General features: G+C 69.3%; 17 protein-coding genes. 14 read left to right on the forward strand and 3 right to left on the reverse strand.

The annotated features are described in order from the left end of the window. The first annotated feature begins 81 nt into the window (after positions 1–81). The 14 genes from ACFSNB_RS13645 (at position 82) to ACFSNB_RS13710 (ending at position 15209) form a co-directional block, all read left to right on the forward strand. A complete protein-coding gene (locus tag ACFSNB_RS13645; RefSeq protein WP_377317479.1) occupies positions 82–612 on the forward strand; it encodes a hypothetical protein in 531 nt (176 codons plus the stop codon). Beyond that, positions 605–2749: an XrtA/PEP-CTERM system histidine kinase PrsK gene (prsK, locus tag ACFSNB_RS13650; protein WP_377317481.1), complete on the forward strand. Its 2145-nt coding sequence runs from the start codon at positions 605–607 to the stop codon at positions 2747–2749. Before ACFSNB_RS13645 ends, prsK begins: the two co-directional genes overlap by 8 nt. Then, positions 2721–4178, forward strand: a complete 1458-nt coding sequence (gene prsR, locus ACFSNB_RS13655; RefSeq protein WP_377317483.1) for a PEP-CTERM-box response regulator transcription factor — start codon at positions 2721–2723, stop codon at positions 4176–4178. The genes prsK and prsR overlap by 29 nt, the downstream gene beginning before the upstream one ends. Positions 4179–4186: 8 nt before the next feature. Beyond that, positions 4187–4843 carry a hypothetical protein gene (locus ACFSNB_RS13660; protein ID WP_377317485.1) on the forward strand — a complete coding sequence of 219 codons (657 nt, stop codon included), beginning with the start codon at positions 4187–4189 and terminating at the stop codon, positions 4841–4843. Then, positions 4840–5220 (forward strand): hypothetical protein, encoded by a 381-nt coding sequence (locus ACFSNB_RS13665; protein ID WP_377317487.1) that lies wholly within the window; start codon positions 4840–4842, stop codon positions 5218–5220. The genes ACFSNB_RS13660 and ACFSNB_RS13665 overlap by 4 nt, the downstream gene beginning before the upstream one ends. 4 nt (positions 5221–5224) lie before the next feature. Beyond that, positions 5225–5611 carry a hypothetical protein gene (locus ACFSNB_RS13670; protein WP_377317489.1) on the forward strand — a complete coding sequence of 129 codons (387 nt, stop codon included), beginning with the start codon at positions 5225–5227 and terminating at the stop codon, positions 5609–5611. Positions 5612–5632: 21 nt separating this feature from the next. After that, positions 5633–6736, forward strand: coding sequence for a UDP-glucose 4-epimerase GalE (gene galE / locus ACFSNB_RS13675; protein ID WP_377317491.1), 1104 nt, complete (start codon positions 5633–5635; stop codon positions 6734–6736). A 127-nt stretch (positions 6737–6863) separates the two neighbouring features. Next, on the forward strand, positions 6864–7475 hold the full coding sequence (locus ACFSNB_RS13680; RefSeq protein ID WP_377317493.1) for a polysaccharide biosynthesis/export family protein: 612 nt from the start codon (positions 6864–6866) through the stop codon (positions 7473–7475). 11 nt (positions 7476–7486) lie between these two features. Further along, on the forward strand, positions 7487–8716 hold the full coding sequence (locus ACFSNB_RS13685) for a hypothetical protein (RefSeq protein ID WP_377317495.1): 1230 nt from the start codon (positions 7487–7489) through the stop codon (positions 8714–8716). Positions 8717–8745: 29 nt separating this feature from the next. Then, entirely contained in the window at positions 8746–10518 is a 1773-nt protein-coding gene (locus ACFSNB_RS13690) for a GumC family protein (protein ID WP_377317497.1), read from the forward strand. Between the two features lie 18 nt (positions 10519–10536). Continuing rightward, a complete protein-coding gene (locus ACFSNB_RS13695; RefSeq protein ID WP_377317499.1) occupies positions 10537–11373 on the forward strand; it encodes a CpsD/CapB family tyrosine-protein kinase in 837 nt (278 codons plus the stop codon). A gap of 143 nt (positions 11374–11516) precedes the next feature. Beyond that, a complete protein-coding gene (locus ACFSNB_RS13700; protein ID WP_377317501.1) occupies positions 11517–12707 on the forward strand; it encodes a family 16 glycosylhydrolase in 1191 nt (396 codons plus the stop codon). Between the two features lie 73 nt (positions 12708–12780). Then, positions 12781–13872, forward strand: coding sequence for an acyltransferase family protein (locus ACFSNB_RS13705; RefSeq protein ID WP_377317503.1), 1092 nt, complete (start codon positions 12781–12783; stop codon positions 13870–13872). Beyond that, the gene (locus tag ACFSNB_RS13710) at positions 13869–15209 is read left to right on the forward strand and encodes an O-antigen ligase family protein (protein WP_377317505.1); all 1341 of its coding nucleotides are present in this window, start codon (positions 13869–13871) and stop codon (positions 15207–15209) included. Before ACFSNB_RS13705 ends, ACFSNB_RS13710 begins: the two co-directional genes overlap by 4 nt. A gap of 149 nt (positions 15210–15358) precedes the next feature. Here ACFSNB_RS13710 and ACFSNB_RS13715 read toward each other — a convergent pair whose 3' ends face one another. From ACFSNB_RS13715 to ACFSNB_RS13725, 3 genes are all read right to left on the reverse strand, one after another. Then, positions 15359–15742, reverse strand: a complete 384-nt coding sequence (locus ACFSNB_RS13715; protein WP_377317507.1) for a response regulator — start codon at positions 15740–15742, stop codon at positions 15359–15361. Between the two features lie 32 nt (positions 15743–15774). Beyond that, a complete protein-coding gene (locus tag ACFSNB_RS13720) occupies positions 15775–16968 on the reverse strand; it encodes a methyl-accepting chemotaxis protein (RefSeq protein ID WP_377317509.1) in 1194 nt (397 codons plus the stop codon). 205 nt (positions 16969–17173) lie between these two features. Then, complete coding sequence (locus tag ACFSNB_RS13725; RefSeq protein WP_377317510.1) at positions 17174–20140, reverse strand: response regulator; 2967 nt, start codon at positions 20138–20140, stop codon at positions 17174–17176. Between the last annotated feature and the right edge of the window lie 259 nt (positions 20141–20399).

Below are 20399 nucleotides of genomic sequence, written 5' to 3' on the forward strand. Positions count from 1 at the left end.
TCCCTCCTAGCCAGCCCATCCGGACGGTGTTATAGTCCGCCGCCGCGAAGGGGAAAAGGGTAAACCTCCGAGGATAAGTGATTGCCAGGCCATCGTCCCTTTTCGCTGGAGACCGTAATGCATTCGGGGCGGATAAAGCCTAAGGATCTCATCGAGATCGCGGCAGATTATGCTGAGCAGGCCATCATCATTTCCGACGAATCGGGTCTGATTCTTTGCCCCAGCCGTCCGGCTGCCAATTTGCTTTGGCTTTCTCCCGTTAAAATCAATAACGAGAATATTGACGCAGATATATCAACTGAAGATTTTGGCGTCAATCAAAATGAAGACCTCCCACCGCACCCCATCGATCCAGTCTCGGGAAAGATTACCGGGCGCCGCGCCGCCGGCCGGCCGGTGTTTGTTCCCACCCAGATCCGCAGCGGAACCACCGCCGTGAGACGCCGGTTTTACAGTTCCATTTCCAGGCCGCCGGCCGAAGGCTGCTCCGAAGTGATCCGGCGGCGTTTTCTCGCCCGGCAGGCCCGCCGCCACGACGGCCGGGCGGCGCCGCGGCCTGTCGGTCTCGACCGGTTCGGGGCCGGAAACGCGCGCGGACAGGACGATGCTTGACCTGACCCTCCCGCTGCTCGGCGCGCTGTCGCCGCGCCTGCTCGGCCGGATCGGCATCGATCTGTGCGTGCTGTTCCATCTCGCCGCCTGCGTGCCGATCTGGCGGGGCCGGGCCCCCCGGCGCGAGCGGATCGCGCTCGGGATCGCCTGCCTCGCCACCGCGGTCTGGGCCGGCCAGACCCTGCTGCCGCTCGGCCCGGCCGGGCTGCTGGCGCTTGAAACGCTGCGCGCCACCGCCTTCACGCTGACCCTCGCCGCCGCCGCCGGACTCGAGGGCGGGCTCGGCCGGGGCCGGCCGGACCGGCTGCCGCCCGCCCTGGCGGCAACGGCGCTGGCCGGGCCGGCGCTGCTGCTGGCGGGGATGGCGCTGGCCCTGCCCGCCTGGGCCTGGACGCTGGGGCTGCTGCTGCTGATCCTGCTCGACCTCGGGCAATTGCTGCTGGTCGAGCTGCTGCTGCGCGACCGCCTCGACCGGATCGCCGGGGCCGACCGGCTGTTCTGCCTGACCATCGGCGGGCTGGCGGCGTTCGATCTGGTGTTTTTCGCCAACCTGCTGACCAACGGGCGGATCGAGCCCGGTTTCGAGACCGCCCGGGTGTGGTGGGTCCTGCTCGGCGCCCCGCTGCTGGCGGCCTCGGCGCTGCGGCGGCGGCAGCAGCGCGCCTTCGGCCTGTCGCGCCGGGTGCTGTTCCATTCCACCGTGCTGATCTCGGCCGGGCTGTATCTGGTGACGGTGTCGCTGGCGGGGCATTCGCTGCGGCTGTGGGGCGGCGCCTGGGGCGGGCCGTTCGAGCTGGCCTTCCTGCTGGTGGCGGTGACGGTGCTGGCGGTGGCGCTGCGCTCGGCCTCGCTGCGGGCCCGGCTCAACGTGCTGATCGGCAAGCATTTCTTCCGGCTGAAATACGATTACCGCGAGGTGTGGCTCAATTTCATCGGCAAGATGGCAACGCCCGAACCCGGGGAATCGCTGCCGGCGCGGGCGTTGCGGGCGGTGGCCGAGGCGGCGCATTGCCGCGACGGGGTGCTGTGGACCCTCCAGCCGGCGGGCGATCTCTACCCGGCCGCCGCCACCCTCGCCCGGCCGGGCGAGGTGCCGCCGCTGGCGGCGGATTCGGCGCTGATCGCCTTCCTGGGCCAGACCGGCTGGGTGATCGACGTCGCCGAGTGCCGGCGCGACCCCGAACGCTATGACGGCCTGACCCTGCCGGCGTGGTTCCACGCCACCCCCGGCCTGTGGGTGATCGTGCCGGTGCTGCACAACCGGGTGCTGGAAGGGGTGATGGTGCTGGGGGGCGCCCCCTCGGCCCCGGCGGCGCTGGGCTGGGAGGAATTCGACCTGCTGAAGACCCTGGGGGCCCAGGTCGCCGGCTATCTGGCCGAGGAGCGCGCCTCGCGCGCGCTGCTCGACAGCCGCCGGCTGGCCGAGTTCAACCGGCGCTTCGCCTTCGTCGCCCACGACATCAAGAACGTCGTCACCCAGATGTCGCTGATGATCCAGAACGCCGAGCGCCACGGCCACGATCCCGAGTTCCAGCGCGACATGGTGCTGAGCGCCGGCGACGCGGTGGCGCGGCTGAACGGGATGCTGGTCCAACTCGGCACCGGGAGCGAGGCGGAGGCCCGCCCCGCCGCTCCGGCCCCGGTGGCGTTCGACCTCGCCGCCGCCGTGGCGACGGTGGCGCGGCGCTGGCGGCTGTCGTTTCCCCGCCTCGGCTTCACCGCGCCGGGCGGGGCGGTGACGGTGCTGGGCCGGCCGGACCGGCTGGCCACCGCGCTCGACCACCTGATCCAGAACGCGATCGACGCCGCCGGCCCGGACGGCGCCGTCACCCTGGCGGTGCGCGACGGCGAGGCCTCGGGGCTGGTCGAGGTGATCGACGACGGCCCGGGCATGAAGCCCGATTTCGTCCGCGACCGGCTGTTCCGCCCGCTCGAGACCAGCAAGCCGCAGGGCAGCGGGGTCGGCGCCTTCCAGGCGTTGCAGACCGTGCGCGAGATGAACGGCCGGCTGGAGGTCGAATCCCGCCCCGGCGCCGGCACGGTGATGAGGATCCGGCTGGCCCGCCCCGGCGCCGCCGCCGACGCCCCCCCTCTGGTGGAGGATTGGCATGCCCGCCGCCACGCCCGCCGCGCCTAGCATCCTGATCGTCGATGACGAGGCCGGGCTGCGCACCCAGATCAAATGGGCGCTGGCGCCCTGGCCGACCCTGATGGCCGAGGACCGCCTCTCCGCGCTCGACCTGTTCGAGCGCGAACGGCCGCCGATCGTGATTCTCGATCTCGGCCTGCCGCCCGACCGGGGCGATGCCGGCGAGGGGCTGGCGACCCTGCGCCAGATCCTGGCCCGCCAGCCGCTGACCCGGGTGATCATCGCCTCGGGCAACCAGGACCGCGCCAACGCCCGGCGGGCGATCGGGCTCGGGGCCTGTGATTATTGCAGCAAGCCGGTCGATGCCGACACCCTGCGGGTGATCGTCGAGCGGGCCTGGAACGTCTACCGGCTGGAAGCCGAACTGAACGCGGCCGGGCCGGAGCCGGAGGCGCCCGACGGGCTGGTCGCCGCCGCCCCGGCGATGCGGCGGGCGGTCGATCTGGCGCGGCGGGTGGCCCCGGCGCCGGTCAGCGTGCTGCTGACCGGCGAAAGCGGCACCGGCAAGGACGTGCTGGCCAAGGCGATCCATCGCTGGAGCCCCCGCGCCGCCGGGCCGTTCGTCGCGATCAATTGCGCCGCGATCCCGGAAACCCTGCTCGAAAGCGAGCTGTTCGGCCACGAGAAGGGCGCCTTCACCGGGGCGAGCGGCCGGCAGATCGGCAAGGTCGAGCAGGCCGATGGCGGCACCCTGTTCCTCGACGAGATCGGCGACATGCCGGCGCCGCTCCAGGCCAAGCTGCTGCGCTTCCTGCAGGAGCGGCAGATCGAGCGGATCGGCGGCCGCCGCCCGGTGGCGGTCGATGTGCGGGTGATCGCCGCCACCAACCGCGACCTCGCCACCCTGATGGGCGAAGGCGGCTTCCGCCAGGACCTGTTCTACCGCCTGAGCGAAATCGAGATCGCCCTGCCGCCGCTGCGCGACCGGCCCGAGGACATCCCGGCACTGGCGCTGCACCTGCTGCGCAAGCATCGCGCCATCGCCGCCGGCGCCCCGCGCGCCTTCGCCGAGACGGCGCTGGCGCGGATGCAGGCCTATCCCTGGCCGGGCAACGTGCGCGAGCTGGAAAACCGGGTCCGGCGCGGGCTGACGATGGGGCGCGGCGCGATCGGCCCGGCCGATCTCGGCCTCGCCCCCGCCGAGGAGGAGGAGGGCGACCGGCCCGCCGAGGTGGCGACGGTGGACGGGGCGCCTGCCGAGCCCCTGCCCACCCTGCGCGCGGCCCAGGAGAAGGTCGAGCGGGAGCTGATCTCCCGCACCCTGGCCCTGACCGGCGGCAACATCCAGCAGGCGGCGCGGCGGCTGGGGATCAGCCGGCCGACGCTGTACGCCAAGATGCGGGCGCTGGGCATCCCGCGCGACGAGCAGGCAACCGCCGGAAGTCCGGCGCCATCCGAGAAAGAGGAACAGGCATGACGAGGGGGATGAGCCGGATCCTGGCGCTGCTGGGACTGATCTGGGCGATCGCGGCCGGCGGCGCTCCGGCCCGGGCGGAAATGGAATATCGCTGCCTCAATGCCTGCCTCAACGTCGCCCACAAGAGCGGCGGCGAATGCCGGCGGCAATGCCTCTACCGCGCCAGCCCGAGCGGCGGCGGCCGGGGCGAGGCGGTGCTGTCGCCGCAGCGGCAGGCCAACAGCCAGGTGTCGCTGGCCGGGGTGCCGCTGACGGTCCCGGCGGAAAGCACCGCCCCCGCCCCACCCGCCCCACCCGCCCCGGCCGGCCCGGCCCCGGCCTCGCTGCTGCCGGCGCCGCTGCTCGGCCATCGTCCGCTGCTGCCGCCGATCCCGGCCGAGCTGTATGGCGGCGCCATCGGCCGCGGCCTCGACCCGGCCGGCCTCGACGTCAGCGAAAGCCAGAGCCGGTCGTGGGTGCCGAGCACCGGCGCGGTCAGCGCCAACCGGCCGACCACCACCACCCAGCTCGACTTCGCCTGCCTCGCCGTCTGCTCCCGGGCCGGCTACCAGTACCAGTATTGCCGCGGCCAATGCACCCCGCCGGTCAGCTGGGTCGATCCCGCCGCCCTGCCCGTCCCGCCCCGGCGCGACCGGTTCCAGGCCCTGCTGGGCTATGGGCCATGAGCCGGGCCGGCCGCACCGCCGCCGTGGCGGCGCTGGCGCTGGCCGGAACCGGCTGCGACGCCGCGCCGCGCCAGGAGCTGGCGATCGAGTCCGACCCGCCCGGGGCGCATTGCGAACTGATCCGCGCCAACGTCCAGCTCGGCGGGATCGACACCCCGGGCCGGCTGGCGGTGCGGCCGGCGCGCCAGGACATCCAGGTGGTCTGCGCCAAGGCGGGCTATCGCGACGCGCTGTTCCTGATCCGCGCCGAGGGGGCCGGATTCGAGGCGCGCGACCTGCTGATCCCGATGGCCGCCACCCTGAAGTCGCTGAAGGGGGACCGCAATGAATACCAGACCTCGACCCGGGTCGAACTGGTCGCCGCGCCGGAGCGTTGAGGCGATGGTGCTGGCCGCCCCCCTCGCCGCCTGCTCGGCCCCGGTGACGCTGGTGGCCGACCCGCTGATCGGGGCCGGCCTCGCCCTCGACCGCGACGCCCTGCAGGACGAGGCGGCGACGCTGACCGGCCGGCTCAACGCCGCCCTCGCCGCCGATCCGGCGCTGGCGCGGGTGGCGGTGATCGCCGCGCTCGACCGCCGCGTCCCGGGGGGCGACCGGGTCTGCTATCTGGTCGCCGCCGGCTCGCTGCCCGACGACGGCCAGGTCGAGCGGCTGCGGGCGCGGCTGCGCGACACCGCCGGGACGGACTGCCGCAGCGTGATCAACCTGTCGCAGGTCGAATGGCCGGGCTCGCCCCGCGCCCGTGGCCCGGCCGGCACCGACCGCTGAAGAAAGAGGGGGGGAGAGGCGATGCGGACGATTCTGGTCACCGGCGGCGCCGGCTACATCGGCAGCCACACCTGCCAGGCACTGGCGCGGGCCGGCTGGCGGCCGGTAGTGCTCGACGATCTGTCCTCGGGCCATCCCTGGGCGGTGCAATGGGGGCCGCTCGAACCGGGCGACGTGCGCGACCCGGCCCGGCTCGACGCGGTGTTCGCCCGCCACGCCCCCGAGGCGGTGATCCATTTCGCCGGGCTGATCGAGGTGGGGGCCTCGGTGCGCGATCCCGGCGCCTTCTACGCGGTCAATGTCGGCGGCAGCCTCGCCCTGCTGGAAGCGATGCGGCGGCACGGCGTCAACCGCCTGATCTTTTCCAGCACCTGCGCGGTGTTCGGCCCGCCCGACCGGCTGCCGCTCGACGAGGACCTGCCCCACCGCCCGATCAGCCCCTATGGCGCCTCGAAGGCGATGGTCGAGCGGATCCTGGCCGATCACGCCGCCGCCCACGGCCTGCGCGCGGTGGCGCTGCGCTATTTCAACGCCGCCGGGGCCGACCCCGCCGCCGGACTGGGCGAGGCCCACGCCCCGGAAACCCACCTGATCCCGCTGGCGATCGCCGCCGCGCTGGGCCAGCGCCCGGCGCTGACCCTGTTCGGCACCGATTACGACACCCCCGACGGCACCTGCGTGCGCGACTTCGTCCACGTCAACGACCTCGCCGCCGCCCACCTGCTGGCGCTCGACTGGACCGGGCGCGAGGCGGGGATGCACGGCTTCAACCTCGGCAACGGGGTCGGCTACAGCGTGCGCGAGGTGATCGCGGCGGTCGAGCGGGTCAGCGGCCGGCCGGTGCCGGTGAGCTTCGGCCCGCGCCGGGCCGGCGACCCGCCCCATCTGGTGGCGGATTCGCGCCGGATCCGCGCGCGTCTGGGCTGGAATCCGCGCCACCCCGCGATCGACGACATCGTCGCCAGTGCCTGGGACTGGCACCACCGGGTGTTCCCCGCCCTGCCGGCGCGGCTGGCGCCGCCCGAGTCGCTGCGACCGGTGCGAGAAAATGACGACGATCCCCGGCCCGCCACCCGGGACGAAAACGGCGAACACAAGCGCCGGCGCGGCGCGGGCCAGGGATGAGCGCCGAAATCCCAAGTAAAAATACCGTTTGCGCCTTTCAATTTATAGAGTATAGGATCTCCGGTTTTTCTTTTAACCATCCCTGCCGCGCAATGGTTTTGTCATCACCCAGGAGAACGAGCGGAAAATGAACGGAATGAACGACAGGCTGTCACGGATCGGACGGCGGCTGGCCGCCGGTCTGGTCCTGGCGACGGTGGCCCTGGCCGGCGCGCCGCACCCGGCCGCCGCCGCCACCCCCGCCGCCTACACCATCAATCCCGGCGACGTGCTGCAGATCACGGTGTGGAAAGAAGAGGGCCTCGACCGCGAATGCCTGGTGGTGCCCGACGGGACGATTTCCTTCCCGCTGGTGGGCGAGATCGCCGCGCGCGGCAAGACCACCGAGCAGCTGCGCGCCGACCTCGAGGCGGCGATCGCCCCCCTGATCCACGACACCCGGGTGACGGTGACGGTCAAGGCCGCGCTCGGCAACACCGTGTCGGTGCTGGGCCAGGTCGCCCGCCCGGGCGAGATCGTGCTGAGCCATCCCACCACCGTGCTGCAGGCGCTGAGCCAGGCCGGCGGACTCACCCCCTACGCCGCCGAGAGCCGGGTGCTGGTAATCCGCCACGAAAACGGCAAGCAGACCGCGACCGCCTTCCCCTATGACGACGTCTCGCGCGGGGAATCGCTCGAAGCCAACATCCTGCTGCGCCCGGGTGACGTGATCCTGGTCCCGACCGAATCCTTGTTCTAGGGGCGAACGCGATGAGCCAAGCCCTGGGTGTCCCCTCGCGGCGGGCGGTGGCCCGGGTCGCGGCGCCGGCGGTGCTGGCCGCCGCGCTGGCCGGCTGGCCCGGCCCGGCCCGGTCCCAGCAGGCGCCCGCCCCCGTGCCCAGTTCGTCGCTGACCCTGATCGGCAGCATCGGCGAACGGTTCGAGGCGACCAGCAATCCGCTGCTCCAGGCCGGCTCGACCGACGTGCTGGTCGGCGAGGTGACCACCCCCAAGCTGACGATCGAGCGGCGCACCCCGACCAGCTCGCTGGCGCTCGACAGCCAGATGGAGGTCAGCGCCTACAATCTCGACAGCTACGATTCGACCGACAACCACAGCACGCTCAAGGCCAGCACCCAGGGGGAACGGTGGGTGCTCGGCTTCAACGGGGCGTTCGATTACGACACCACCCGCACCAGCGAGGAAACCGGGTCGGGGGTCAACATCACCGGCATCCGCCACACCGGGGTCACCCTGACCCCGCTCGCGCTTTATGCGGTGACGCCGACCGACTCGCTCCAGGTTCAGGCCAGCCTGTTCAATTCCGCCTACGCCGACAAGCAGCGCTACACCGATTACCGCACCACCGGCCTGTCGCCGACCTGGCAGCACGCCTTGTCGCCGACCAGCGCGCTGGTGGCGACGCTGATGCTGAACGAGTACGAGACCCGCCACGGGCCACGGATCTCGATCTTCACCTGGTCGCCCCAGCTCGGCTGGAAGGGCGACCTGACCGAGACCCTGACCCTGGCGGTGATGGCCGGCTACCAGCAATCCTCGACCGACAGCCCGGACGGGATGCAGACCAGCGGCCAGGGCGGATCGAACGGCGACTACAATTTCTCGGTGCTGACCACCCACCGCACCGAACTCAACACCCTTGATCTGCGCTTCAGCCGCCAGCTCAACCCGCAGAGCGACGGCACCCAGACCCAGGCGCTGGCCTTCAGCCTCAACGACACCTACCGGATCGGGCCGCGCCTGTCGGCCGGGCTGCGGGCCTATCTCCAGCAGGCGACCTACGATTCGACCAACAAGCAGGGCGACACCGTCTACGCCAATCTGTCCCCGCGCCTGAGCTATGCCCTGACCGATCTGGTCGCGCTCGATCTCAGCTATCAGTTCCGTTTTCAGAAGAATGTTTCCGACCAGATGGCGCGATCGAACACGATCCTGCTGGGGGTCACCGTCAAATCCGATCAGGTCAAGATTTGGGAGTAACCGGCGCGGCGGCGCCGCAGGGGGCTGACATGGACGAATTGAACCTTTACGAATACATTGCGATCTTCAAACGCCATCTCGTGGCCTATGCCGCGACCGCGTTCGCCGTCTTCCTCGCGGTCGGGATCTTTGCCGCGACCTTCTCGAACTACACCTCGGACGCGATCATCAACGTCCAGGCCCCCGACATCGCCGAGGGGATGACGGTGCCGATCGGGGTGTCGCCCCAATTGTTCGCCCAGAGCCAGGCCGACGAGAAGATCGAGCAGATCCGCCAGAAGGTGATGGCCTCGGCCTCGCTGGTCGAGGTGATCTCGAAATTCAATCTCTATCCGGAGATGCGCGAGACCAAGCCGATGAGCGAGGTGGTCGAGCTGATGCGCAAGAAGATCCGGCTCCAGTTCGTCAAGGCCGACGACACCAACCCGGGGATGGTGGCGCGGATGCAGTCGGGCCAGATGGGGGCGTTCGCCTTCAGCCTCAGCTTCACCTACCACCAGCCGCTGCTGGCCCAGCAGGTCGCCAACGAGATCGTGTCGCGCTTCGTCGACGAGGACATGAAGGTGCGGCGGGCCCAGGCGCGCGAAACCGCCAACTTCCTCGAAGGCCAGATCGCCGCGCTGGAAGAGACGATGAGCCGGCAGGAAAAGGCGCTGGCCGATTTCCGCGCCGAGCACCCCAACGCCCGGCCGGAATCCCTCGCCTTCAACCAGCAGATGGTCGCCACCATCGCCCTCCAGATCCAGGACGTCGAGCGCCAGATCGCCGCCACCGACAAAAGCCGGGGCGACCTGCGCGCCCAGCTGACCGGGGTCGATCCCTATTCCCGCGTCATCGCCGACGGTCAGGTGCTGACCACCCCGGCGGTGCAGCTGAAGGCGCTGCGCACCAAGTACAACGCCCTGCTCGGCCAGTATGGCGAGGCCCATCCCGACGTGCAGAAGCTGCGCAACCAGATCGCCGCGATCGAGGCGGAAGGCGGCGGCGTTGCCGCGCCCGAATCGGGCGAAGGGTTGCAGGCCCAGATCCGCGACGTCCGCGCCAATCTCGCCGTCGCCGAACGGACGCTGGGGCCGAGCCATCCCGACGTGCTGGCGCTGCGGCGCGAGCTGGCGCGCTATCAGCGCCAGAGCGACAACCTCGCCCCCGGCGGCACCGGCGGCGCGATCCGGCGCGACGCCGACAACCCGGCCTATCTGATGCTGGTGTCGCAGATCCAGGGGCTCGACGCCCAATACGCCTCGCTGACCCGCCAGCGCGACAGCCTGCGCGCCCAGCAGGTCACCTACATCCAGACCGTCGCCACCCTGCCGGCGCTGGAACAGCAACTGGAGGCGCTGACCCGCGATTCGGAAAATTCCAAGCTGCGCTACCGCGAGCTGAAGGAAAAGAAGATGACCGCCGACATGTCCAACCAGATGGAGATGGGACGGCGGTCGGAACGGCTCGAGGTGGTCGATCCGCCGGCGCTGCCGACCAAGACCTCGCCGTCGAAGATCAAGATCCTGGCGCTCGGTCTGCTCGGGGCGCTGTTCGCCGGCTTCGGCGGGGTGGTGGTGGCCGAGATGCTCGACCGCAACCTGCACGGCTCGCAGCAGGTGCTGCGGCTGGCCGGGGTGCTGCCGCTGGCGGTGATCCCCCACATCGTCACCGCCGCCGAACGCGCCCGCCGCCGCCGCCGGGTGGCGGCGCTGGGGGCCGGCGGCGTCGCCCTGGCGATGGCGCTGCTGATCGCCTTCGACCAGACCATCATGCCGCTTGACGTGGTCGTCAGCGTCATCACCCGCCAGATCGGATTGTAGAACAGGGAGAGCCGCGAGATGGACCGCCTGGAAAAAGCCCTCGAGAAAGCCCGCGAGGCGCGGCGGGAAAGCCTGGCCGCGCCGGCGGCGGCCCCGGCCGAGGCCGCCCCGCCCCCCCCCGCCGCCGGCCCGGACTCCGTCCCCGGAACCGGAACCGGTGCCGGCCGGGTGGCGATCGACGCCGCCACGCTGGAACGCAACCGGGTGGTGGCCCAGCGCGCCGGCCACGCCGTCAGCGACACCTTCCGCATCCTGCGCAGCAAGGTGTTGCAGGCGATCGGCAAGTCGAACATCCGCACCTTCGCGGTGACCAGCCCGAATTACGGCGACGGCAAGAGCACCGTCGCCCTCAATCTGGCGATCAGCCTCGCCGCCGACGTCAAGCAGACGGTGCTGGTGGTCGATCTCGACCTGCGCAATCCCAGCATCCACGATTATCTCGGCCTCACCCCCACCGCCGGTCTGGCCGACTTCTTCATGCGCGAGGTGCCGGTGCCGCAATGCCTGGTGCGGCCGGGAATCGAGCGGCTGGTGGTGCTGCCGGTCAACGGGGCGATCGACAATTCGTCGGAACTGCTGGGCACGCCGCGGATGGCGGCGCTGGCGCGCGAGTTGAAAGAACGCTACGCCGACCGGATCGTGATCTACGACATGCCGCCGCTGTTGGTGCAGGACGACGTGATCGCGTTCCTGCCCAACGTCGACGGGGTGCTGCTGGTGGTGCGCGAGGCCAAGACCCAGCGCGACGACCTGTCGCGCTGCCTCTACGAGCTTCAGGGCACCAATCTGGTCGGGGTGGTGCTCAACGACAGCCGGGAAAACCAGGGGGTCGGCAGCCCGTCCTCCCCCCGATAAAAACAGCCCTTCCTCCGCGAACAGAGGATTCCATGGCCTCCATTGCGACCAAGATCACCGCCGGCCTGGCCGGAGCGGCTCTCGCCCAGATCGTCTCGACGGCCTCCGCCTCGGAATGCCACCCGCCGGTGCCACCCGATCAGATGACCCTGACCTTCTCGGACGATTTCACCGGCGGGACGCTCGACAAGCGCAAATGGAACACCCATCCGCGCAACCTCGGCACCATCAACGGTGAGGCCCAGGCCTACGTTCCCGACGCCTACGAGATGATGCCGGGGGGAGGCCTCCGCCTGCGCGCCGACCGCCGGGCGTTCGCCGGACAACGCTTCACCTCGGGCGAAATCACCACCGCCGGGGCGTTCTATCAGACCTATGGCCATTTCGAGATCAAGGCCCGCCTGCCGGCGGTCAACGGCGCCTGGCCGGCTTTCTGGCTGCTCAACGAGGACGGAGCGTGGCCGCCCGAAATCGACGTTCTCGAATACATCTATCAGCCCTGGGGCAAGGCGATCAGCCCACAGAACAGGTCATATGCCCATTTCGGCGTATTTTGGCCGATAAATTCGCCTAATACGCTATGGAAGCCCCGAAAAATCAGCCCCTACAACAACAACAGCGAGGTTTATCTTACCGACAACTATACGAAAACACCGACGAAACCCTGGAAAATAGATGGGGATTTCACCAAGGAATACCATGTTTTCGCGGTGGACTGGCGACCACAAGAACTTCGTTTTTCGGTCGATGGGGTCGAGGCGATGTGCTGGGTGGAGGGGCCGGACACCCTGGACACCGTGCCGAAAACGCCGATGTACCTGATCGCCAACCTCGCTTTGTCCAAGGCCGCGCCTGACCCGGCTGGCTGGGCCGGACAGGTGCAGATCGACCAGCCGTTCCCGATCTACATGGACATCGCCTATGTCAAAGCCTACCAGTTCAGGGACGTTCCCGTTGCACCGCCGCCGCCGCTGGTGATCGGCATCCCCACCGTCACCCCCGAGCAGGTCAAACCGGGGGAGACGGTAACGGTCAGCACCCGTTTCATCGCCGGCGCCACCGATCAGACGGTCAAGCATGTCGACGTGGTGGTGACCTCGTTCGACGGCAAACAGCGCTTTGCCCAAATCCCCTTCAGCGGCCCGATCACCGTTCCCGCCGGCCAGAGCCGGCCCTTCTCGTTCCACTATACCGTACCGGCGACCCTGGCCGACGGCCTCTATTCGATCGGTCTCTATGCGTCTCACCTCACGGGACTGGCCCGCAAGGACAATTTCGTGCAGTTCCAGGTACAGCGGCCGGAGAAATCCGGCGGCGTGATGGGCCCCAACTGAGATGCCCGCACGGCAACAGAGGCTAGTGCTACGGAGCGGGCGCCCAGAGGGTGGAGACAGCCTGAGCAACCGGATGGCTGCCGCCGGTGGCCATCCCAGCGGCTTCGACTATGTCCGGCTTGGTCTCGCCATCGGAGTACTTGCCTGGCACACCGTGGTGCTGTCTTACGGGCTGACGTTCCAGAACGAGGTCTGGGCTGGCCCATGGCGAGGGCTGCCTGACCTGATCTTGCCGATGTTCTTTTCGTTGAGCGGCTTTCTGATCGCCGGCAGCCTGGAACGCTCCGCAGGTCTGGTGCCCTACCTAATCCTGCGCGGGCTGCGCATCTTGCCGGCACTGGTCGTGGAAATGGTGATCACGGCCTGCGTGATGGGACCGCTGGTCAGCGATTATCCGCTCTCCGACTATCTCGCCGACCCCCGGCTGGCGGACTATTTCCTCTCGATCTTCGGCGAGGTGAAGACCGACCTGCCCGGGGTCTTCGTCCACAACCCGCTGCCTTCGGTCGTCAATGGGCAGTTCTGGACCATTCCCTACGAGATCAAATGCTACATTGCGCTGGCTCTGCTCTCCCTGGTGGGCCTGTACCGGCGACGGGGAGCATTGCTGGGCTGCGCCCTCGCCCTCCAGGCCGCCTTCGCGGTCCGAGCCTGGTTCGGACCGTCCCTGATCTGGGCCGGAGTTCCAGCCAACGTGCTGTTTCTGTGTTTTCTGTTCGGGGCGGTGCTGTACCGCCACCGTAACGTCGTGCCGGCACGGGCGGGGTTGGCGGCGGCCTGCCTGCTGTTGACCGCCGGGCTGCTCTACCTGCATCACGGCCCTTATTTCGTCGCCGCGCCCATCGCTTATTTCACCGTTTTCCTCTGCCTGCACAACCCGCGGCGCAATGTCCTCATCCGGCACGGGGATTATTCCTACGGGATCTACCTGTACGCCTTTCCGATTCAGCAACTCGTCACCCTGATTCCCGGGGTTGAGACCTGGTACGACAACCTGCTGCTGGCGTTGCCACTGACCCTGGCGGTGGCCGTGGTGTCATGGCACGGGCTTGAACGACGGGTGCTGGCTTTGCGTTGCCATATTCCCGCCGTGCGCCAAGCACTCGATCTGTTCGGCGAACAGATCCGCGCGCGGATCGTCAGAGGAGGAGATCGTCAACCATGACCGCCCCGACCGGTTCGATCGAGACCTTGCTGCCTGTCCGCACCGGTGAAGACCGCCGGATGGTGATCGTGCTCGCCACCGCCCTGCTGGTCACGGTACCACTCAACACCCAGGGCCAGTTGGCCGCCGCCGCCGCCGCCGGTCTGTGCGCCCTGCTGGTGCTGACCACCCTGCCCCGACTGATCGTGTTCCTGCGACGCAACCCGCTGCTGCTGGCGATGCCACTGCTGATCGGGGTATCGTTCCTGTGGTCCGATCAGCCGTTTCTGTCGTTGCGGCTCGGCATCCAGGAGGTTGCCACCCTGCTCGCCGCGATCGCCATCGCGGCAACCTGCCGGGAACGGACGGTGCAACGGATCCTGATGATCGCCCTCGGCCTGACGGTGGTCGGATGCATTCTTCACGGCGGGACCGGACCATCGGAGCAGGGACCGGTGTTGATCGGCTACATGGGCAGCAAGGACCCTCTCGCCCTGGTCGCCTATCTGGGTGCCCTGGTGGCTTTTTCTGTGACCATCGATCGCGAAAGCGGCCGGGCATGGCGTCTTTTCGCGCTGATCCTGATGCCGGTTTGCGGCGTGGTGGCAGCCAGCCTCCACGCCGCCACCGCCGTCATCTCGCTGGCGCTCGCCCTGTCCCTGTTCCTCGCCATCAGCATGCTGCGTCGTTTCCCCGCTCTGCGACGGGGAGTGGTCCTGGTGACCCTGGTGGCCGGCCCGGTGCTGTTGCTGGGAATTCTCGATTTCTGGAATGATCTGTTCAATGCCGTAATGAAGGCACTGGGCAAGAGTTCCACCATCACCGGCCGGACCATCCTGTGGGCCAAGGGACTGGATCTGTTCGCCGGATCCCCTCTGTTCGGTCTTGGCTACCGTTCGTTCTGGGTAGGGGAGTCCAACTCGGCTTTTTCCCTACTTCTCCAGATGGGACAAACCGATGGGCGCGGCTTTCATTTTCATCAGCAATTCATCGAATTCGCCGTAGATACAGGCATGGTCGGCCTGACGACGTTCCTGACCCTGCTGACGGTCTCGCTGAAGCGGGCCTGGGCCTGTGCAACGATGTCCTCCTCCCGCATCGCGCCGCTTTGGTTCAGCATTCTTGCTGTTTATTGCGTTCGATTCTTCGGGGAAACCGTCTCAACCCCCTTCAACATTGACGTGATCGTGTTGTTCCTTGTCATCACGATCCTAGCCCGACAATCCGAGGCACTGCGTCGCGATACCGCCCGGCCGGTGAAGGGACTCGTTGGGGCTCTTCATGCAGATATGCTGGAACTCAACCGGCGCCCGGGCTGGCAGGTCAACATCAGGGGCGGTTCGAGTCCCGACCGGTAGGGCATCATACCAAGCTGCGGCAGGTGAAACTCATCGCAGCTTGGCTCTGTCCAAGGGGCCGCCCCTTGTGGCTGCCAAAGCCAAGAGGCGCTGCCCCCCCTACGCTTGAGGCTGCTGCGGGGCTCGGGTCCAATCCCCGCAGCCTGATTTCAGGCCAGCAGCCGTCGCACCGCCGACTGGAACTGGACCAGGGTGAACGGCTTGCGCAGCACCACGTCGATCCCGGCCGCGTGCACCATCGTCTCGGTCAGTTCGTCGCCGGCGGCGGTCACCAGCACCACTGGCAGGCGGGGGTTGATCCCGTTCTCGCCGGCGCGGATGCGGCGGGCGCAGTCGAGCCCGTCGCCGCCCTCCATCTTCCAGTCGAGAATCGCCAGCACCGCGCCCGGCCCGGCCAGCGCCGCCAGCGCCTCGGCCCCGCCGGAGACCTTGACGATCTCCCACGACCCCAGCCAGCCCAGCCCCTTGGCGATGATTTCCCGCAGGATGTGATTGTCCTCGGCGATGATGACGCGGCTGCATCCGTCGGTCATGGCGTTCCTCGAAAAAATGGCGGCGGCGGAAATCAGAACAGCTCGATCGTCTGGGTGCCGGTTTCCGGCGGGGGCGGTTCGAGCCGCGACAGCACGTCGCGCACCAGCCCGTCGATCCGGGCCCGATAGAGGGCGTTGCTCTCCTCGAGCCCCATCGAGGCGGATTCGGACATCTCGATCACCGCCGCCTCGATCCCCCGCGAGATCTCGGCGAAACAGCCGGCCAGGCCGTCGAGCCGGCGCTTGACCACGTCCTGGAACTGGATCGAGCCGATCATCCGCATGATCGGACGGGCCATCGCCTCGTTCTCGCGGTGAACCTGGGCCATGGTCTCGCCCTGGTGCTCGATCAGCGTCCGCAGGTTGCGCGACAGCTCGCCCATCGCCGCGGCGATCACCGCGAATCCCTCCTCCTCCTTGGCGACGCGGTCGCCGACGATCGAGGTGAGGGTGTCGCTGATCGCCTGTTCCAGTTGGGCGATGCCGGCACCGATCGCCACCGCCGCCCGGTCGGATTCCTGCGACAGCGCGCCGACCTCGTCGGCGACCACGGCGAACCCGACCCCGGCGGCGCCGGCCCGCACCGCCTCGATCTTGGCATTGAGCGCCAGCATCCGGGTCTGCCGGGCCAGGGCGCGCACGCTGTCGACGGTCGAGCCGAGATGGGAGACGACCTGACCGACCTGCGCCACCCGCCCCTGCACCACCTGGACGTCGCGCTGCCGCTCGGCGGCAAGGGCGCTGATCAGGGTCTGGCTGTGGGCGAGCTGGGCCTCGGTCTGCTCGACCATCCGCGCCACCTGATCGCCGGTGCCGCTGCTGGCGATGTAGTCCACCAGCCGCAGCAGGCCGCTCTGCACCTCGCCCAGCCCTTCCATCAGCTCATGGGCGTTGACGCTGGAAATCTCGATCACCCGGGCGGTTTCCTGCTCCATCACCTTCGAGAAATCGCCGAAATAGCGGATCTTCTCGGCGGTGCAGACCCCGCAGCAGAACGGATCGTACTCGGCCGCGCCCACGGCGGCGGGCGGCGCGGGCACCGCCGCCGGAAGGGCATCGTCCCGGAGCGGCGCCGGGGCCGGGGCCGCCCGCCGGGCCAGCAGCAGCGGAACGAGGCCGGCCGCCAGCGCCAGCAGGCGCAGCGCCAGCGCCGCCCCGGCCGGCAGGGGCGGCAGCACCGCCAGCGCCAGTTCGGCCCCGGGCACCGTCGCCAGCGCCAGCGCCACCCATGGCCAATCGTGGCGGAGCGACCGCGCCGGCGCGTCCGCTCCCTCCCCGACGGCAGCGGGGGCACGGTGAAAATCGAGGGCGGAGGGGACGGCGCGCATTGCGGAAATCTGTCCTATCCCGATGGGCATGGTCGGCTCTTTGGTTAGGGAGATGGTCATTTTTGCCGGGACAATCAACCCGGACCGGCCGGAGTCCATACCCTCAGCCGGCAGCGGCGTCGCTCGCGGCGGGGGCGTCGCCGCCGATCACCCCGACCGCCTCGATCGCCGCGATCAACGCCGTGATCTCCGCCTCCAGCCGGTCGAGGGCGGTGGCGCAGCCGGCGCCGTCGCCACGGCGGGCGTGATCCTCCATCTCGAGCGCGGCCGCGCGCACCGCCGTCGCGCCGAGGGTCGCCGCCAGCCCCTTCAGGGTATGCGCCGCCGCCGCCACCTGATCGATCCGTCCGGCCAGCAGCTCCTGCCGCACCGTCGCGGCGGTGTGGCGGTGCTGGCGGGCGAACTTGCCGAGCACGTCGCGGTAAAGCCGGCGCATCCCCGACAGGTGGCGCAGCCCGGCCCGCACGTCGAGCCCGGGAATCGCCCCCAGCGGCGGACAATCACCCTGGTCGTCCGCCACCATCGCCTGAAGCCCCTGGGCCTCGGCCGGACCGAGCCCGGTGACCCATTTCTGGATCAGGGTGAACAGTTCGCCCGGCTCGAACGGCTTGGCGACGAAATCGTCCATCCCGGCCTCAAGGCAATCCTGCCGCTGCCGATCGAGCGCGTTGGCGGTCATCGCGATCACCGGCAGGTCGGCCAGCCGGGGGTCGGCCTTGATCAGCCGGGTGGCGGCGAGGCCATCGAGCCCAGGCATCTGCACATCCATCAGCACGATCTCGTAATCGCCCCGCCGGGCCATCTCGACCCCGCTGGCGCCGTCGTCGGCGACATCGACCCGCGCCCCCACCGCCCGCAACAGCCCGAGCGCGACCATCTGGTTGGTCGGATCGTCCTCGACCAGCAGCACCCGGGTGCCGTCGAGCAGCAGCAGATCGATGCCGGGGTCGGTGGCGGCCGGGCTCGCCGCCGCCGGATCGGCCACCGTCACCCGGGCGGTGAACCAGAAGGTGCTGCCGGCGCCCAGCGCGCTGTCCACCCCGGTCTCGCCGCCCATCAGCGCCGCCAGCCGGCGGCAGATGGCGAGACCGAGCCCGGTGCCGCCGAACTGGTGCCCGGCCGGCAGGCCGGCCTGTTCGAACGGCTGGAACAGGCGCTGCTGCTGCTCGCGGCCGAGGCCACGGCCGCTGTCGGTAACCGCGATCCGCAGCAGGATTTCCCGCCCCGGCTCCGGCGCCGGCTCCGGGGGAACCGAGACCTCGACCACGATCCCGCCGCGCGTGGTGAACTTGATGGCGTTGCTGAGGAAGTTGCCGACGATCTGGCCGATCCGCAGCGGATCGCCGATCAGGTGGCGCGGCACCTCGGGCGGACGCTCGATCCGCAGGGTCAGGCCGCTTTCCTCGCGCCGGTAGCGGAAGGTCTCGGCCGCCTGGGCCAGCACCTCGTCGAGGTCGAAGCGGATCGCGGCGATCTCGGCCCGGCCGGCCTCCATCTTCGACAGATCGAGGATGCCGTTGAGGATGCCGAGCAGCCGCCCGGCCGACCGGACCGCCGACTCGACCTGGGACCGCACCGCCGCCGGCAGATCGTTCAGCAGCACCACGTTGAGCATGCCGAGAACGCCGTTCATCGGGGTGCGGATCTCGTGGCTCATATGGGCCAGGAACTCGTCCTTGACCCGCAGGGCGTCGGCGGCGCGCAGCATCGCCTCCTTCAGCGGGGTGATGTCGACATGGGTGCCGATGATCCGGGTCGCCCGCCGCGCCGCGTCGCGCTCGACCACCTGGCCCCGGCGCAGGATCCATTTCCAGCCGCCGTCCGCGGTGCGCATCCGCAGTTCGAGCGCGTATTCATCGATGCCATGGTCGATGCAGCGGGCATTGGCCGCCAGCACCTGATCGAGATCGTCGGGATGGATCAGCTCGGCCTGACGGCGGGCGTCGCCGGCCAGCGCGTCGGGCCGCAGCCCGATCATGCGGAAATAGCTCGGGCTGTAATAGGTGGTGCCGGCGCGGACGTCCCAGTCCCACACCCCGTCATTGGTGGCCGACATCGCCAGCCGGAAGCGTTGCTCGACGCTGGACAGGGCGGCGGCGTCGGCCGCCTGCCCCATCCGCCAGTTGCGGTAGTAGGACACCGCCCACAACGTGCTGAGCAGGACGAAGGTGACCGCCAGCAGGCCGGAGATCACCGTCTGCCGGCGCCAGGTGTCGAGGTAATCGGCGTCGCCGATGCCGACATTGACATAGAACGGATAAGCGCCGACCCGGCTGAAATAAACCGCGCGGGCGGTGCCGTCCCAGGTGGTGCCGCTGTGGTAGCCGCCCTCGGCGGCACCCGAGGCCATCAGTTCGATCAGTTCCTTCGACACCGTCCGGTTGCCGCGAAACCGCCCGCCGGGATCGGGATGGCGGACCAGGATCGCCATCCCGGCATCGCGCAGGCTGATCCCGCCCTGGGGGCCGACATCGACCGTGGCGAGGAAGGCCTGAATGTCGTCGAGCAGAATGGTCGCGCTGACCACGCCGAGGAAATGGTTGTCGGCGTCGGTCACCCGCCGCGCCATGTAGAGCGAGGCCTTGCCGCTGACCCGGCCGAGATGGGGCCCGCCGAACACCGTCTCGCCGTCGCCGTCGCGGGCGAGGATGAAATAGTCGCGATCGGCGATGCTGTAGTCGCGGTCGGGCGGAGCGTCGTTGCGGAACAGGATCCGGCCGTCGCGATCGATGAAGCTCAGGCCGTCGATCTTGGGGTAGCGCGCCTTGATCGCCCGCACCAGCCGCTCGGTCCGCGCGATGATCGCCTCGGGCTCGGCCGGGCCGTCGACGATGTTGTCGGCCAGCGCGATCAGCACCAGTTCGTTGAGGGTGAAGGTGTCGCTGACCGATTTCTCGACGATCTTGGAAAGGTTGCGGGTATCGACCTCGACCTGATGCCGGTACTGCTGGTGGCTGCGCCAGGCCGAGGTCGAGGCCCCGGCGATCACGAACAGGCTGGCCAGCACCACGGCGATCACCAGCCGATGCGCCATCCCGATGTTGTTGCGCCATGCCGACAGTCTGCTCACCCGCCCGCCTTTCCGCCCACGCGCCGATCCAACCCGAGGGCACCCGCGCCCAACACATCCTTAAGATATGCCCTGACCGGCCTTTTTGTTAGTGGTTGGCTGGTCGCCTGGGATGCGCATTTGCATTTAGCCCATAGGGCATGTCACTATGGGCCGCATCGAACCACCTAAAGTATGCGCCAGCCCGCGCACAAGCCGGGCGTGGCGCGGCTTATCCGATCGCGACGGGGTGACGGTCCCTCCGGGCGGGACCGCGGCA

Source organism: Phaeospirillum tilakii (assembly GCF_042683125.1).
GTDB classification, from domain to species: Bacteria; Pseudomonadota; Alphaproteobacteria; order Rhodospirillales; family Magnetospirillaceae; genus Phaeospirillum; species Phaeospirillum tilakii.